Origin of the sequence: Rhodopseudomonas sp., assembly GCF_036404135.1 — a bacterium.
Taxonomy (GTDB): Bacteria; Pseudomonadota; Alphaproteobacteria; order Rhizobiales; family Xanthobacteraceae; genus Rhodopseudomonas_A.
In genome coordinates this window covers 178,099-192,710 of the sequence record NZ_DASWPE010000098.1, presented here as the reverse complement: position 1 = coordinate 192,710, position 14,612 = coordinate 178,099, and the positions used below count along the sequence as shown (strand labels likewise).

Here is a 14,612-nt window from a genome sequence, read left to right as displayed (position 1 = left end):
AGTGCTGCGACCGAGGCCGCGTTCTGGATCGCCGCACGCACCACCTTGGTGGGGTCGATGATGCCCTTCTTGACCATGTCGCCATATTCGCCGGTCTGGCTGTCGAAGCCGTACGAATACTGATCCTTCTCGAGGATCTTGCCGACGATCACCGAGCCGTCTTCGCCGGCGTTGATGGCGATCTGGCGGGCCGGCCAGGACAGCGCCTTGCGGACGATTTCGACGCCGGTCTTCTGGTCGTCGTTCTGGGTCTTGATGCGCTTCAGCTGCTCGGAGGCGCGCAGCAGAGCGACGCCGCCGCCCGGCAGAATGCCTTCCTCGACCGCCGCACGGGTCGCATGCATCGCGTCGTCGACGCGGTCCTTGCGCTCCTTGACTTCGATCTCGGTGGCGCCGCCGACGCGGATCACCGCGACGCCGCCGGCGAGCTTGGCCAGACGCTCCTGCAGCTTCTCACGGTCGTAGTCCGAGGTGGTCTCCTCGATCTGCGCCTTGATCTGGGCGACGCGGGCTTCGATGTCGGCCTTCTTGCCGGCGCCGTTGACGATGGTGGTGTTTTCCTTGTCGATCGACACCTTCTTGGCGCGGCCCAGCATCGCCAGCGTGACGTTCTCGAGCTTGATGCCGAGGTCTTCCGAGATCGCCTGGCCGCCGGTCAGGATCGCGATGTCCTGCAGCATCGCCTTGCGGCGATCGCCGAAGCCCGGCGCCTTGACGGCGGCAACCTTGAGGCCGCCGCGCAGCCGGTTCACCACCAGAGTCGCCAGGGCTTCGCCCTCGACGTCTTCAGCGACGATCACCAGCGGCTTGCCGGTCTGCACCACGGCTTCGAGCAGCGGCAGCAGTTCGTTGAGGTTGGAGAGCTTCTTCTCGTTGATCAGGATGTAGGCGTCGTCGAATTCGACGCGCATCTTGTCGGCGTTGGTGACGAAGTAGGGCGAAATGTAGCCGCGGTCGAACTGCATGCCCTCGACGACGTCGAGTTCGGTTTCCAGCGACTTGGCTTCCTCGACGGTGATGACGCCCTCGTTGCCGACCTTCTTCATCGCGTCCGACAGGAACTTGCCGATTTCGGCGTCGCCATTGGCGGAGATGGTGCCGACCTGGGCGATCTCCTCGTTCGAGGTGACCTTCTTGGAGTTCTTGACGAGATCGGCGACCACGGCTTCCACCGCGAGGTCGATGCCGCGCTTCAGATCCATCGGGTTCATGCCGGCGGCGACCGACTTGGCGCCTTCACGGACGATCGCCGCGGCCAGCACGGTCGCGGTGGTGGTGCCGTCGCCGGCGAGATCCGCGGACTTCGAGGCCACTTCGCGCACCATCTGGGCGCCCATGTTCTCGAACTTGTCCTCGAGCTCGACTTCCTTGGCGACGGTGACGCCGTCCTTGGTGATGCGGGGCGCGCCGAACGACTTGTCGAGCACGACGTTGCGGCCCTTCGGGCCGAGCGTCACCTTGACGGCGTTGGCGAGGATATCGACGCCGCGCAGCATGCGGTCGCGGGCGTCGACGCCGAATTTCACTTCTTTAGCTGACATGGATGGTTTCCCTTGGGTTTTGAGGTTGGTCCGTCATCCTGAGGTGCGAGCCGACTTCGGCGAGCCTCGAAGGATGGCGGATGGCGTGGTCGTCGCTTGGTGCGTCATCCTTCGAGGCCCTCGCTGCGCTCGGGCACCTCAGGATGACGGCTACGGCTTACGCCGCCTTCTTCTTCGACGAGGGCAGGTCGGTGAGCACGCCCAGGATGTCGCTTTCCTTCATGATCAGCACTTCCTGACCATCGAGCTTGACCTCAGTGCCGGACCACTTGCCGAACAGCACGCGATCGCCGACCGCCAGATCGATCGGGATCAGCTTGCCGGACTCGTCGCGGCCGCCGGGGCCGACCGACAGGATCTCGCCCTGCGAGGGCTTTTCCTTGGCGCTGTCGGGGATGATGATACCGCCTGCGGTCTTCTCTTCGGCGTCGATGCGCTTGACTACAACGCGGTCGTGAAGCGGACGGAATTTCATGCAAGTCCTCCTAAGTTTCTGACGATGTTCGAATTTTGGAAATTGGCAGTCGGCGCTAGCGAGTGCCAGCCGACCGCCTGCAAATAAGCCAAAGCGGCTTCTTCGGCAAGAGCTTGTAGCAAACAATTTGGCACTCGAATATGACGACTGCCAGCCTTGCCGCGCAGCGTGAATCGCTCGAAGGCCTCCCCGGCGGCTACTAGCACTGACCCTAAGTCGCTGCTAACGCTGAATTTTTCAACACGTCGTTAAACTTTTAGGCTTGAGATGGATTGCCGTCTGACGTCAAAATTTTCATGCAAGCATGGAGGTTGGCATGGGCTCTCGGGTCGAGGTGTCGAAGGACTTTCGCAAGCAGGTGTTGGGCTATGGTCTGACCACGGCGGAGATTCTCTATCGCCGTCCGGATCGGCACTGGCTGCTGCAAAGCTACGTCTGGCAGGATTACGACCTGTTCCCGCATTTCCCGGCGCTGAAGGATTTTCTGAGCTTCTGGGAAAAGACCCTGGAGGGGCCGCTGTTTGCGGTCACGGTGGCGCATTCCAAGCTGATCAAGCCGGCCGAACTGCGCGCCATCGACGGCGTGTTCCGGCTGCATTGAGCGGCGGCCGAGAATGACCCATTCCCCGGACGCGGCGCAGCGCGTAGCTGCTCTGCGGTGCGGGGGCGATAGCATCGGACGCCGTTCGCGGCATGAGATGCAGCATCGGGCAGACGGGATCGGGGACTGGGGAGGGGTTCTCTTGTCGTGCGCCAAATCCATTCGAGAACGACGGCCAGCGACGCTTCGCGGCCGTTGCCGGCCGCATCGCCGCGCGGCTCAGCCTTTCGAAAGCAGAAACGTCAGCAGTGCGCCGAAGCCAGCGCCAGTGATCGCAGAGCCGACCGAGAACCAACCTTGGATCCAAAAGCCGGCAGGAGCCTGTGGGACAAATTTGACCATGCCGCCAGGCAACGTTTGGTAGTGGCCAAGGGCGCGCATCTTGATCGCGTCCGCCACGAACAAATCCCGTACCACGTCAACATAGGCGTCAAACGTGCCGTCGTCTGAATATATCTTGAAGTAGTGACGGAAACGCTGTTGCCATCCTTTGTGTATCCCGCGCAATTGGTTGAGGTCATCGGTCGTGCCAACGAGACAGAATGAAATGAACGGGTGTGTGACTCTGACATCGCCGATGAACGAAACAAGTTCGGCGGGATCGAACGCACGAAGCCAGATACAGATAGCGGTTACCCGTTGATTTCTGACAGCTTCAGCGCATTTTTGGATGGACCTGTAAGGAGTGACTTCGATCCGGCCCGCGTCTTTCTCGCTCCGGGTCAGGAATCTTTGCTCGATCCGAGCTGCTTCTGGTTGTGGGATCCCGACCAGCGCGGCCATGACCTGAGCCTCGACCAAGAACCGACCCATCGCTGCGCCTCTTCTATTTGCATTGGTAGGAGATTATTGCGTGGCCTCCAATCCGCAATACTTCGGAAAGCCGAATTTCGATCGCCTCGTCGATGCCAGCGATGGCCGCTCCTCCTACCATCGACGGCGTATCGCGACCGCCAAAAATAACCGGGAGGTGCTGCACGATGAGCCGGTCCACCAGACGCGCGCGGAACAACGCCGCAAGCAGGGTCGCGCCGCCCTCGACCATCAGCGAACGAATATTCAGGGAGTACAGATGGCTCAGGAGCATAGTCAGATCAATCTGTTCTGTTTCCATCGTGAGGACCGCGGCGCCAGCTTGGCGGAGCGCGTGAATGCGGGCGAGCGGCGCCGATGCTCCCACCGCGATCAACGTTCGTCCACCATCTCGCAGGATATTTGAAGTTGGAGGAATGTCGCCCGTAGAGACCGGTATCACCCTCAAAGGGCTGGTCCCCAGCGCATTGCGAACCGTGAGATGGGGGTCGTCGAGCCGTATTGTGTTGCTTCCCACCATGATCGCGTCCGACCTGGCACGAAGCTCATGTCGATATTTCTTTACCGCATCGTCTTCGAATACCATCATGTCTTTGCTGGAGCCGTTGCGACGATGGACTGACTTTCCATCCGCCGAAACCTCGCTGTAGACGGTCACGACCGGTCGCACGATTGTCATCCTCCAACGTTCGTGGCAACGCTCACCGGCCACCCTGGCGAGCAAAATCCCAGCAGGCGACGGCCGCAAGTGGCTTTGGCGGGTCCGCGTCTTCCGGATGTTCGACTCTGGGTATTCCTGTGGACCGGGCAGCCATAGGTGATGGTTCGGCACGTCTTGATTCTTATCAGCCGTAGCGGTGGCACGCGTCGCGGTGCCCAGCCCGCACCTCATGACGTGATTGGCGGCGGCCTAACTCACCACGCCGACGATCGCTCCGATCAGGCAGGTGGTCAGCGTGCCGGAGACGATCGACTTCAGCCCGAGCGCTGCGATCTCCTCGCGGCGCTGCGGCGCCATGGTGCCGAGCCCGCCGATCATGATGCCGAGGCTGCCGAAATTGGCGAAGCCGCACATCGCATAGAGCATGATTAGCCGGGAGCGGGCATCCAGCGCGTCGGGCGGCAATTGCGCGAATTGCACATAGGCGATCAATTCGTTGAGCACGGTCTTGATGCCCATCAGCGCGCCGGCCGTGACCGCCTGGTCCCACGGCAGGCCGAGCAGCCAGCACACCGGCGCCATCGCATAGCCGAGCAGCCGCTGCAGCGAGATCGCCTCGCCGCCGAACCAAGGCAATAGCCCGAGCCCGGCGTTGATCAGATAGACCAGCGCCACCAGCACGATCAGCATGGCGATGATGTTGAGCAACAGCTCGAGCCCGGCGCTGGTGCCCTTGACCACGGCGTCCATGCTGTTCGACGCCAGCCCGGAGGGATCGACCGCCAGGCCGCCGGTGCGCTGCGCGGTGGTCTCCGGCACCATGATCAGGCTGATCAGGATCGAGGCCGGCGCGCCGACCACCGAGGCGATGACGAAATGCACCGCGGCGTCGGGGATCAGCGGTGCCAGCAGCGTGGCGTACAGCACCAGCACGGTGCCGGCGATCCCGGCCATGCCGCCGGTCATCACCAGAAACAATTCGGCGCGGGTCAGTTGCGCCAGATAGGGCCGGATGAACAGCGGCGCTTCCACCATGCCGAGAAACACGTTGGCGGCGGTCGACAGCCCGACCGCGCCGCCGACGCCGAGCGTGCGTTGCAGGGCCCAGGCCATGCCGCGCACGATCGGCGGCAGGATCTTCCAGTAGAACAACAGCGTGGTCAGCACGCTCATCACCAGCACGATCGGCAGCGCCTGGAACGCGAGGATGAAATCTGCGCCCGGCGCCTTGGGATCGAACGGCAGCGTTCCGCCGCCGAGATAGCCGAACACGAAGCTGGTGCCGGCGCGGCTGGCGCTGGAGATCACCCCGACGGCGTCGTTGATGACGCCGAAGCCGTGGGCCACGATCGGCAGCTTCAACAGCGCCACCGCGGTGACAAGGCTGGCGGCGAGGCCGGTCACCACCTGTTTCAGCGACACCGCGCCGCGGTTTTCGCCGAACGTCCACGCCAGCATGAGCAGCGCGAAGACACCAAACGCCGATTGCAATTGCAGCATGATCACCCCGACCCCGGGGGCACGAGTAAGCCACCGAGGCGTGGCAGGCAAGCCGGCTTTGGGCGGTGCCGGGGCGGCTAAGGGCCGGCGCCGCGCGGAACCAGGGCGGTCTCGGGATCGCGCGGCGGCCGCGCAGTTGACGCCTGCCGGCGCCTCGTTCATCACTCGCTGCGAACAATGTCAGACCAAATTGCCCCTCCCGTCGCGCTGCTCGGCCACCGGCCGTTCCTGTTCTATCTGTGGTCGCGCAGTTTTTCCCGGTTCTCCAGCCAGATCGCCGCGGTGGCGGTGGGCTGGCAGATCTATGAACTGACCGGCAGCGCCTTCGACCTCGGCATGGTCGGGCTGGTGCAATTCGCGCCGACCGCGATCCTGGTGTTCGCCGCGGGCCACGCCGCCGACCGCTACGACCGCCGGCGGGTGGTGCAGCTGTGCCAGTTCGCACAGGGCCTCGCCGCGGCCTATCTGGCCTGGGGCAGCCTCGCCGGCTGGATCACGGTGCCGGAGATCTTTGCCGCGGTCGCGGTGTTCGGCGCTGCCACCGCGTTCGAAAGCCCGGCCGCGGCGGCGCTGTTGCCGGCGGTGGTGCCGACCGGGATGCTGCAACGGGCCACCGCGGTATCGACCGGCGTGTTCCAGATCGCCACCATCGCCGGCCCGGCGCTCGGCGGCTTCGCCTATGCCGCGGCGCCGGCCGCGCCTTACGCGGTGATGGCGACGTTCTGGATCGCCGCGGCGCTGTTCAGCGGCGCGATCGCGCTGCAGAGTGAGGTCAGCGTGCGGGAGCCGCCGACCTTCGCCGCGCTGTTTGCCGGGGTCGGCTTCGTGCGGCGCAACCCGGCGATTCTCGGCACCATCTCGCTCGACCTGTTCGCGGTGCTGCTCGGCGGCGCCACCGCGCTGCTGCCGATCTATGCCCGCGACATCCTCGACACCGGGCCGTGGGGGCTCGGCGTGCTGCGCGCGGCGCCCGCAATCGGCGCGCTGGCGATGACGCTGGTGCTGTCGCGGTTCCCGATCAATCGCCGGGTCGGCATGCGCATGTTCCAGGCGGTGATCGTGTTCGGCGCAGCCACCATGGTGTTCGCGGTGTCGCGCTCGATCGTGCTGTCGCTCGCGGCGCTGACGCTGATGGGCGCCGCCGACACCGTCAGCGTGGTGATCCGGCTGTCGCTGGTGCAACTGGCGACGCCGGACGCGATGCGCGGTCGGGTCGGCGCGGTGAATTATTTGTTCATCAATGCGTCGAACCAGCTCGGCCAGTTCGAAAGCGGCGTCACCGCAGCATTGTTCGGCGCAATGCCGGCCGCATTGCTCGGCGGCGTGGGCACGGTGCTGATCGCGCTGTTGTGGATGCGGCTGTTTCCGACGCTGCGCCAGGTCGAGCGGCTGGAGTGAGCGTGCCGCGCGCCGGGGAGGCGAGGCGGCTCAGCCGCGGCCGACAAACGGCATCTTGGTCGCCATCACCGTCATGAACAGCACATTGGCGTCGAGCGAACGCGTCGCCATGTAGACCACCGCCTCGGCGACGTTGTCGACGTTCATCCGCGGCTCCGCCATGGTGCTGCCGTTCGGCTGCAGGATGCCGCCGGTCATCCGCTCGGTCATTTCGGTTGCGGCGTTGCCGATGTCGATCTGGCCGCAGGCGATGTCGTAGGCGCGGCCGTCGAGCGCGGTCGCCTTGGTCAGCCCGGTGATGGCGTGTTTGGTCGCGGTGTAGGCGGCCGAGAACGGCCGCGGCGCATGCGCCGAGATCGAGCCGTTGTTGATGATGCGGCCGCCGCGCGGGCTCTGCTCCTTCATGATGCGGAAGGCGTGCTGGGTGCACAGGAACGGCGCGGTGAGGTTGGTATCGACCACCGCCTGCCATTGCGCCAGCGAGACGTCCTCGAGCGGCAGCGGCGGGGTGCCGACGCCGGCGTTGTTGAACAACAGATCGAGCCGGCCGAACGCTTCCATGGTGGTGGCGAATAGTTGCGCGATGGAGTCCGGATCGGTCATGTCAGCGGGCACCACGAGGCTCTTGCCGAACGCTTCGCCGGCCTTGGCGGTTTCGTTGAGCTTGTCGGCGCGGCGGCCCGCCAGCACCACGCAGAACCCTGCCTTCAGCAGCGCCAGCGCGGTGGCGCGGCCGACGCCGGAGCCGGCGCCGGTGACCAGCGCGATGCGATTGCCGCTTTGTGTGCCGTGTGTCATGTCGTTGCCGTCCCCGGATTTGTTGTGGTGTCAATCGCTGGCGCGCGTGCGGACCATATAGCAGGCGTCGGCGCCGTAGCTCGCGAGCTTTTGCGCCAGCGCGTCGTCGAGGTGGCTGTGAAACCCCTGCCGCCGCCAAAACTGGACCGAATTGTTGACCGCGACAAGCGAGATGTTGCCGGCGTTTTCCCCGCGCGCCTGGGCAACGACCGCGTTGAGTGCGGCTGCGGCGGCGCCGTGGCCGCGCGCCTGCGGCAGCAGCGCGAGGTCGTGGATGTAGTAGGTCGAGGCCGGCGCCGGCAGCGCGCCGAGCAGGACGTTGAGCGCCGGCGGCGCGGCGAATGTCCATGGATGGCTGATCAGATAGCCGATCGGCGCGGCGCCGGCGTGCAGCATGAAGCAGCCTTGCGGATACAGCGCCAGCCGCTCTTCGAACACCGCGGCGTCTTCCGGATAGGCGAGGTGGACGCGCGCGGCGATGGCATCGACCGCCGGCAGATCGCGCGGCGTCATCGGCCGCCAGCTCATCGTCTCGCTGGTCATGGCGCTGCGAGGTCGCCGCTTACGCCTCATCCTTGTAGGGCGGGCGCGGGATATTCTTGTGCGCGGCGCGCAACGCCGCCGACCAGCGCGAGCGCAGATCGTGGAAATACGGCTCGCCGGCCTCGATGCGGTGGTTGAGGTCGGCGTCGCAGACGTCGCTGCGCACCACCAGCACGTCGATCGGCAGCCCGACGCCGAGATTGGAGCGCATCGTGGAGTCCATCGAGATCAGGCTGGTCTTCAGCGCCTCGTAGAGTTCGACGTCGTAATGCATCGCGCGGTCGAGCACCGGCTTGCCGTATTTGTGCTCGCCGATCTGCAGATACGGGGTGTCGGTGGTGCATTCGATGAAATTGCCGGCCGGATAGACCATGAACAGCCGCATCCGCGAGCCTTTGATCTGGCCGCCGAACAGGAACGAGACGTCGAAATTGATGTCCTCGGATTTCAGCGCCACGCCCTCGGTGGCGTTGACGTGGCGGATCGCGCGGCCGATCCGCTGCGCCGCCTGAAACATCGTCGGCGCGTTCATCAGGGTCTCGCGTTCGCCGCTGGCGGGGTCTTCGAGGCCTTCGACCAAAGTGCTGAGCACCGACTGGCTGATCGCCAGATTGCCGGCGCTGGCCACCGCCATGATGCGATCGCCGGGCTTGTTGAAGACGTGCAGCTTGCGGAACGTCGAGATGTTGTCGAGCCCGGCATTGGTTCTTGTGTCGGCGATCATCACCAGGCCGTCGCGCACCAGAACTCCGCAGCAATAGGTCATCTCGGGCCCGTCCTCATCCTGTCATTGCCGTGAAGCGCTGCCGCCACGGCGCCGCAACGGCCATGGCCTCGCCTGAACCCGAAGCGGGCGCAACGATGGCCGCGGCGTCGAGCTGGCGCAAGGCCAGGACACTAGCCAATTTCGCCGGGTCGTCCAGCCCCAAGCGGCCTCGCCGAGCCTCGCAGCGAGGCCATGGCAATTCGGCGAGCGCCCGTGGGCCTGCGGCCGGCTGGGCTCGGGCAGGCCGGCCGGCGGCGTGCCGCGTATTTTTACGGGCGGTGAAATTAACGAGCGCGAAGCTGCGATTCGCTATCGCTGATTCTGGTGCATGTGCGGCCAACCGGCTCGCAGGCCGATAGTCTGGTGCGGGGTTGGCGATGTCGTGGCTCAATAATTTCAAGATCGTTTTCAAGATCAGCCTGATCGTGGCGTTGCTGGCTCTGGTCAATATCGGCAGCGTGTGGTTCGCGACCCGCAGCATGACCGCGATCGACGACGCTAGTGACGATCTGGTGAAACGGGTCGGCGGCTCCACGGCGCTGGCCAACCGCGCCTCGCGGTTCGTCGAGCGTTACGTCTCCTCGGCATTTCAGATGGCGGCCGAAACCACCGAGGGCAACGACGTCAAGTTTCTCGCGGACATCGCCGAAAGCCGCAAGAACTACGAAACGACGATGGCGACGATCCTGGCGCAGCGCCCGGAGATGTCGGGCGCGATCGCTCCGGTCAGCGCCGCCTTTGAAAAGGCCGTCGCAGCCTGCGAACCGGCGATCGCCGTTGTCGGCAAGGCGGTGACCACCGAGGACAACCTCAAGGCCACCGAGCAACTGAAGCGGGACTGCGTGCCGCCGGCCGAAGCTGCGATCATGCTGCAGGCCAGGCTGGTCGAAGATATGCAGGCGCTGACGGTCAAGATCGAAGACAGCGACAGCGAGAAGGTCGACGCCGCGATCCGCATGGTCTGGATCTCGTCGATGCTCGGCTTGCTGGCCGGACTGGGTGCGGCGCTGCTGATCGGCATCAACGGGCTGTCACGGCCGATGACGCGGCTGAACCAGGCGATGCAGAAAATGGCCGCCGGCGACATCGAGGTGGTGATCCCGGGCGCCGAGCGCGGCGACGAGATCGGCGCGGTGGCCAAGACCATCACCGTGATCCGCGACAATGCCGAACAGCAGGCGCACGCCGAAGCCGCCGCCAAGGCCGGTGCCGATGCCGTCGCCAGCAGCAAGCGCAAGTCCGACATGATGCGGCTGGCCGACAGTTTCGAGGGCGCGGTCGGCAAGATCGTCGAGACGGTGTCGTCGGCGTCCTCGGAGCTGGAAGCTTCCGCGAGTACGCTGACCTCAAGCGCGGAGCGCGCCGAGCATCTCACCGCGATGGTGGCCACGGCGTCCGAGGAAGCCTCCACCAATGTGCAGGCGGTGGCCTCCGCCACCGAAGAGATGTCGTCGTCGGTCAACGAGATCAGCCGGCAGGTGCAGGAATCCTCACGGATCGCCGGGGAGGCGGTCGACCAGGCGCGCAAGACCAACGACCGGGTCGGTGAACTGGCCAAGGCGGCGGCGCGGATCGGCGCGGTGGTCGAACTGATCAACACCATCGCCGGGCAGACCAACCTGTTGGCGCTGAACGCCACGATCGAGGCGGCCCGCGCGGGCGAGGCCGGCCGCGGCTTCGCCGTGGTCGCCTCGGAAGTGAAGGCGCTGGCTGAGCAGACCGCCAAGGCCACCGGCGAGATCAGTCAGCAGATCTCCGGCATCCAGGCCGCGACCCAAGAGTCGGTCGGCGCCATCAAGGAGATCGGCGACACCATCGGCCGGATGTCGGAAATTGCCTCGACCATCGCCGCGGCGGTGGAAGAGCAGGGCGCCGCCACCCAGGAGATTTCCCACAACGTGCAGCAGGCGGCGAAGGGCACCCAGCTGGTCAGCACCAACATCACCGACGTGCAGCGCGGCGCGTCCGAGACCGGCTCGGCCTCCTCGCAGGTGCTGTCGGCGGCGCAATCTCTGTCCGGCGAAAGCACCAGGCTGCGCCACGAGGTCGGCCGCTTCCTGGATTCCGTGCGCGCCGCCTGACGCCATCCGGGCCGCGCCGCCGTCAGGCTATGGGCTGGTAGTGCTACGTGGCTGCAAATTAAGGGATGTGTTGCAGCTGCGCGGTTAGTCGAGTGCGACATATCTGTGGTGGAGATTTCAATGGCGACGTTCTCGTTCAAGGCAATGCGATCGGTTCAACTGAAGATCGCGCTGATCTCCGGGGCATGCCTCGTGGGTACCAGCATTGCCCTGATCGGCTACAGCCTGGTTTCCACGCGCAGCACGATGCAATATGCCGGCAGCGAGGTGTCGCAACTGGTCGACCGCCAGACCAAGGAGAGCCTGCTGAACAGGGCCGCCAGCGAGGCCAAAGCGATCGGATCCGAGTTGGAGCTCGGACTGGATGCGGCGCGCACCATGGCACAATCCTTTGCGGTGCTGGCCGGCAGCAACACCGCGGCCACCCCGAGCGAGGCGCGCCGCGCGCAATTCAACGCGGTGCTGCGCAACGTCGTCGCGCTCAACCCCACCTTCAACGGCACCTATTCGGCGTGGGAGCCGAACGGCCTCGACAATAGCGACGCCGCGTTCAAGGGACGCGCGGATCTCGGCTCCGACGGCACCGGCCGGTTCCTACCGTATTGGACCCGCGACGCCAAGGGTTCGATCGCGGTTCAGCCGCTGGTCGAATATGAGAGCGCCGACCGCCATCCCAACGGCCTGGTGAAGGGCGCCTGGTATCTCAACCCGCGCGGCACCGGCAAAGAGAATATCCTCGGACCGTTGCCCTACATCGTTCAGGGCCAGCAGGTGTTCCTCGCCACCATGTCGGTGCCGATCATGATCGACGGCAAGTTCCGCGGCGTCGCCGGCGCCGACTACAATCTGGATTTCGTGCAGAAGCTGGCGCAGCAGATCGACGCGTCGATCTTCGAGGGCAAGGGCGAGGTCTTGATCGTCAACGACGCCGGACTGACCGTCGCCAACAGCGCCGACGCGGAATTGATCGGCAAGAGCGCGGGCAGCGGCGATCCGCGTTGGAACGAGGCGATCGCCAACATCGGCGCCGGCAAGGCGATGGTGCAGGACGATGCGCAATCGCCCAATGTCGTGGTGTATTCGCCGATCAAGATCGGCCGCACCGGCGCCGCCTGGGCGGTGGTGATTTCGGTGCCGCGCGCCGTGGTGATGGCCGGGGTGCGGCAGCTCGACGAGACGCTGGCTTCGCGCGCCGCGGTCACCACTTATTGGCAGCTCGGCGTCGGCGTGACCATCATCTCGATCGCGATCTTTCTGATCTCGCTGGCCGCCGCCAGCATCGCGCGACCGACCAAGCGGTGCGCCGAATTCGCCTCCGGAATCTCCAAGGGCGATTTCGAGCAGAAGCTGGATATCGAGCAGGCCGACGAGGTCGGCGTGCTGGCCGCGGCGCTGCGCAATATGCAGGACGACCTCAAGCGCAGGGTGGCGCAGCGGATCGAGGACCAGGCCGCCGCGGATACGCTGCGGCGCGACACCATGAACAAGCTGGCGTTCGAAGCCTCGGTCGGCGAGATCGTCGAAACCGTGTCGTCCTCCTCCACTCAAATGGAAGCCTCCGCCAACACGCTGACCGCCACCGCGGAACGGTCGCAGGAATTGGCCACCGCTGTCGCCGCCGCCTCGGAAGAGGCCTCCACCAATGTGCAGTCGGTGGCTTCGGCGACCGAGGAAATGTCCTCCTCGGTCACCGAGATCAGCCGCCAGGTGCAGGAATCCGCGCGGATCGCCGGCGAGGCGGTCGACCAGGCCAGGAACACCAATGATCGGGTCGGCGAGTTGTCGCAGGCCGCGAGCCGGATCGGCGACGTCGTCGAGTTGATCAACACCATCGCCGGTCAGACCAATCTGCTGGCGCTGAACGCGACCATCGAGGCTGCCCGCGCCGGCGAGGCCGGCCGCGGCTTTGCGGTGGTCGCTTCCGAAGTGAAGGCCTTGGCCGAGCAGACCGCCAAAGCCACCGGCGAGATCAGCCAGCAGATCACCGGCATTCAGGCTGCGACGCAGGGCTCGGTGGCGGCGATCAAGCAGATCAGCACCACGATCGGCCGGATGTCGGAAATCTCCTCGACCATCGCCTCGGCGGTGGAAGAGCAGGGGGCGGCGACGCAGGAAATCTCCCGCAACGTGCAGCAGGCGGCGCAGGGCACCATGCAGGTGTCGTCGAACATCACCGACGTCGAACGCGGCGCCTCGGAGACCGGCTCGGCGTCTTCGCAGGTGTTGTCGGCGGCGCAGTCGCTGTCGCGCGACAGCAACCGGCTGAAGCTCGAGGTCGGCAAGTTCCTCGACTCGGTGCGCGCGGCGTAAACGGCGTCGCCAGGCGCCTCCGGTTGCTCAGCACGGCGTCGGCTTGGCGTTGTCGCTTGCTGCGCCGTCGCCGTCCTGGGCAGTCATTCCGGGGCGCGAGGCCGAAAGGCCGAGCGAACCCGGAATCTCGCCGCAGGTGACGCGCTATGGTCCGTCGCAAGATTCCGGGTTCGCTCGCAGCTATCGCTGCTCGCGCCCCGGAATGACGACCAAAATGGCTTGCGCGCTGGCGTCAAACGCTGAGCCGCGCTTCGCCGGCTACGACTGGCTCTGCCACTGGCCTTGCCGGCCGGCCTGATCGACGGTGACCTCTACGCTCAGCGTTTCGGTGCCGCCGCCATAGCGGGTGCCGCGCACCGGCGCTGCCCCCAGATAATCCAGCCCGATGGCGACCCGGGCGTGGGCGTCGGTGGTGCAGATCGCGTTGGCCGGATCGAACCCGATCCAGCCGAGATCCGGCACATAGGCCTCGGCCCAAGCGTGGCCGGCCTGCTGGTTGACCATGCCGTCGGAGCGCAGGAAATGCCCGGCGACGAACCGCGCCGGCACCCCGCCGTCGCGCGCGCAGGCGATGAAGATATGCGCGTAATCCTGGCACACGCCGCGCTTCAGCGCGAAGGCGTCGGCGGCCGAGGTCCCGGTATTGGTCGGGTCGGCATCGAACGTCATGTGTTCGTTGATCTTCATCATCAGCGCGTGCAGGAAGCCGAGTACGTCGTCGCCGGCCTCGGCGCGCAGCTCGCGCACGAACCCCGCCATCGCCGGATCGACCGCGGTCAACGGCGAGGCGCGCAGGAACAGGCTCGGCGGAAACCGCTCGTCGGTGCCCTTGAGGATGCCGCCGGTGTCCTGGGTCTCGATCAGGCCCTCGACATGGATGGTGAGATCCGCGATCGGCCCATAGGTCAGCACGTGGGTGACGTTGCCGAACGCGTCGAGATGCATGTCGAGCCGGGAATCGGTGGAGACGTCGATCTGCCAGTTGGCGACGTATTGGCCGTCGTGGCTGCCCGGGGTCATCCGCAGGATCTGGATCACGCCAGAGGCCGGCGGCTCATAACGATAGATCGTCGAATGGGCAATTCGCAGGCGCATGGCTTTAGGCCGTCCGGTTCTCGCAGGCAG

General features: G+C 65.6%; 13 protein-coding genes. 4 read left to right on the top strand and 9 right to left on the bottom strand.

From position 1 onward, the window contains the following. Positions 1-1,541 (bottom strand): chaperonin GroEL (gene groL / locus VGC77_RS12605; protein WP_331171911.1); only part of this gene is annotated, 1,541 nt, incomplete at its 3' end. A 157-nt stretch (positions 1,542-1,698) separates the two neighbouring features. After that, positions 1,699-2,016 carry a co-chaperone GroES gene (locus VGC77_RS12600; RefSeq protein WP_331171910.1) on the bottom strand — a complete coding sequence of 106 codons (318 nt, stop codon included), beginning with the start codon at positions 2,014-2,016 and terminating at the stop codon, positions 1,699-1,701. Between the two features lie 316 nt (positions 2,017-2,332). Here VGC77_RS12600 and VGC77_RS12595 point away from each other — a divergent pair, with 316 nt between their 5' ends. Beyond that, the gene (locus tag VGC77_RS12595) at positions 2,333-2,617 is read left to right on the top strand and encodes an usg protein (protein ID WP_331171909.1); all 285 of its coding nucleotides are present in this window, start codon (positions 2,333-2,335) and stop codon (positions 2,615-2,617) included. A gap of 219 nt (positions 2,618-2,836) precedes the next feature. Here the strand turns inward: VGC77_RS12595 and VGC77_RS12590 are convergent, their stop codons facing one another. The 3 genes from VGC77_RS12590 to VGC77_RS12580 all read right to left on the bottom strand — a co-directional run bounded on the left by VGC77_RS12590 (position 2,837) and on the right by VGC77_RS12580 (position 5,591). Next, on the bottom strand, positions 2,837-3,400 hold the full coding sequence (locus tag VGC77_RS12590; protein ID WP_331171908.1) for a hypothetical protein: 564 nt from the start codon (positions 3,398-3,400) through the stop codon (positions 2,837-2,839). A 43-nt stretch (positions 3,401-3,443) separates the two neighbouring features. Beyond that, positions 3,444-4,088, bottom strand: a complete 645-nt coding sequence (locus VGC77_RS12585; RefSeq protein ID WP_331171907.1) for a RibD family protein — start codon at positions 4,086-4,088, stop codon at positions 3,444-3,446. Between the two features lie 252 nt (positions 4,089-4,340). Continuing rightward, a complete protein-coding gene (locus tag VGC77_RS12580; protein ID WP_331171906.1) occupies positions 4,341-5,591 on the bottom strand; it encodes a NupC/NupG family nucleoside CNT transporter in 1,251 nt (416 codons plus the stop codon). A 177-nt stretch (positions 5,592-5,768) separates the two neighbouring features. Here VGC77_RS12580 and VGC77_RS12575 point away from each other — a divergent pair, with 177 nt between their 5' ends. Further along, positions 5,769-6,989, top strand: a complete 1,221-nt coding sequence (locus tag VGC77_RS12575; RefSeq protein ID WP_331171905.1) for an MFS transporter — start codon at positions 5,769-5,771, stop codon at positions 6,987-6,989. Positions 6,990-7,019: 30 nt separating this feature from the next. On the opposite strand, the gene VGC77_RS12570 is transcribed toward VGC77_RS12575, so the two are convergent. Genes VGC77_RS12570 through VGC77_RS12560 form a run of 3 tightly spaced genes read right to left on the bottom strand, consistent with a single transcriptional unit; the run spans position 7,020 to position 9,096 of the window. After that, positions 7,020-7,787, bottom strand: a complete 768-nt coding sequence (locus VGC77_RS12570; RefSeq protein WP_331171904.1) for an SDR family oxidoreductase — start codon at positions 7,785-7,787, stop codon at positions 7,020-7,022. A 30-nt stretch (positions 7,788-7,817) separates the two neighbouring features. Beyond that, the gene (locus VGC77_RS12565; RefSeq protein ID WP_331171903.1) at positions 7,818-8,330 is read right to left on the bottom strand and encodes a GNAT family N-acetyltransferase; all 513 of its coding nucleotides are present in this window, start codon (positions 8,328-8,330) and stop codon (positions 7,818-7,820) included. A gap of 19 nt (positions 8,331-8,349) precedes the next feature. Then, positions 8,350-9,096 (bottom strand): peptidase, encoded by a 747-nt coding sequence (locus VGC77_RS12560; RefSeq protein WP_331171902.1) that lies wholly within the window; start codon positions 9,094-9,096, stop codon positions 8,350-8,352. Between the two features lie 377 nt (positions 9,097-9,473). Between VGC77_RS12560 and VGC77_RS12555 the strand changes: the two genes are divergently transcribed. Together VGC77_RS12555 and VGC77_RS12550 are read left to right on the top strand one after the other, a co-directional pair. Beyond that, positions 9,474-11,177: a HAMP domain-containing methyl-accepting chemotaxis protein gene (locus VGC77_RS12555; RefSeq protein WP_331171901.1), complete on the top strand. Its 1,704-nt coding sequence runs from the start codon at positions 9,474-9,476 to the stop codon at positions 11,175-11,177. Positions 11,178-11,297: 120 nt separating this feature from the next. Beyond that, positions 11,298-13,487 (top strand): methyl-accepting chemotaxis protein, encoded by a 2,190-nt coding sequence (locus VGC77_RS12550; protein ID WP_331171900.1) that lies wholly within the window; start codon positions 11,298-11,300, stop codon positions 13,485-13,487. A gap of 258 nt (positions 13,488-13,745) precedes the next feature. On the opposite strand, the gene VGC77_RS12545 is transcribed toward VGC77_RS12550, so the two are convergent. Further along, on the bottom strand, positions 13,746-14,582 hold the full coding sequence (locus VGC77_RS12545) for a transglutaminase family protein (protein ID WP_331171899.1): 837 nt from the start codon (positions 14,580-14,582) through the stop codon (positions 13,746-13,748). Positions 14,583-14,612 lie beyond the last annotated feature (30 nt).